This window comes from Pseudomonas sp. FSL W5-0299 (assembly GCF_005930655.1).
GTDB lineage: Bacteria > Pseudomonadota > Gammaproteobacteria > Pseudomonadales > Pseudomonadaceae > Aquipseudomonas > Aquipseudomonas mandelii.
This window is the reverse complement of record NZ_RXHX01000093.1, coordinates 1-1,277: the sequence shown is the minus strand read 5'-3', so window position 1 is coordinate 1,277 and position 1,277 is coordinate 1. Positions and strand designations below refer to the sequence as shown.

The window sequence follows — 1,277 nt, the reverse complement described above, 5'->3', positions numbered from 1 at the left end:
AGGGCCAGAAGTGACATAGCCGCGACTCGTACGTTTCAAACGCGAAGAACCCCCAGTGGTCTGCCGATCACTGGGGGTTTTTGTTGGCCGCAAGACCGGCCGGTTTCATCGCCGGTCATGCTCCCCCGGTCACATGTTGCGTATCGCCTCGTTCTCGTTAAGCACGAAATTTCATGAGCTCCTTCCAAATGTAACCGTAGCTGTAGCGAAGCCATGCAACTTTTAACAAGTCGAAGTTACGTCGTAGCCAACTGTTTTTTCGCGCTTTTAGTTCTTTGGCTATTTCATCCAGCAACCATTCATCCTTAAAACCAGTCCAGACAGGAGGGACTGGCGTTTCGAGGTTGCTGAAACACACAGGCGCGACCTCTGAGTACAAAATGTCCTCAACGACCTTTGGGTCATAGCCCCGGATTCGTTCTGCGATAGAGGCGTAGTCGACGGAGCTGTCTACAAAAGCCTCTGCCAGCGCGATCTGGATGCTTGCTCGTTCCGCAGTTGTCAGATGTCCCAATGGGCCAGCTCCTCTAGTTCTGCGTCGAACGTATGCAGTGATGTGACTGCGCCATTTCCGTACCGCACGAGAGCGGTATTTTTATCATGGACGGTGAGGGGCTTTCCCCGTACAGCGGTAGACGCAAGTCGCCGTACACTTTTGTTGTTTGTCGTGAGTGCGCGCCTGCTTATTCAACATGATTTGCGGGCGCTTGTTTAAAACCCGCCGGGTTTACTTCCTGAAAGCTACAAATCCTTGCGCCGTTGCCTACGGCTGCGCCAGAATCCGCCGGCTTGTGCGCCTTGGGCCTGGGCTCTATCGTTTCCGGGTCGCTGCCAATTCAGCGTCCGGATTTGACCGTCCGACTCAATCAAGGCGCACCAGTGCCCAAGAAAAGTTTCCGGCTTTTTTGCGGTGGCTGTGCGCGGGACATCTTCGGGTGTGCCGGATTCCTTGATTTCCGGTCGGTCAACCCGCGTACAGCTGCCACCTTCATTCGTTTGACCGCGAATGGTGGCAGCTCCACTAATCAAGGAGCATCACAATGTTCAAGGCCACACCCAATCCCCCGGGAACCGACGACGTTTCCCCCTACGAATCCGCCGATTCCAAAAAGCTCAACGAAGCCGCCGAGCGAGCGCTCGACTTCCACTTCCCGTCGAATGCCGATATCAAAGCTATCCCGCGAATACGCAGCACCCTGTTTTCCGTAGACCCCGAGGCCTCGGCCGAAACCCTGGCGGTTTATCTGGTCGAGACCCTGGCCTCGGTCGATGTGATG

At 55.3% G+C, this 1,277-nt stretch carries 2 protein-coding genes; one reads left to right on the top strand and one right to left on the bottom strand.

All coding sequences use genetic code 11. The annotated features are described in order from the left end of the window. Positions 1 to 157: 157 nt before the first annotated feature. Complete coding sequence (locus FHL16_RS33735; protein WP_077750545.1) at positions 158 to 514, bottom strand: DUF7079 family protein; 357 nt, start codon at positions 512 to 514, stop codon at positions 158 to 160. 526 nt (positions 515 to 1,040) lie between these two features. On the opposite strand from FHL16_RS33735, the gene FHL16_RS33730 reads away from it, so the two are divergent. Next, a partial coding sequence (locus tag FHL16_RS33730) for a hypothetical protein (protein WP_077750546.1) occupies positions 1,041 to 1,277 on the top strand: 237 nt, incomplete at its 3' end.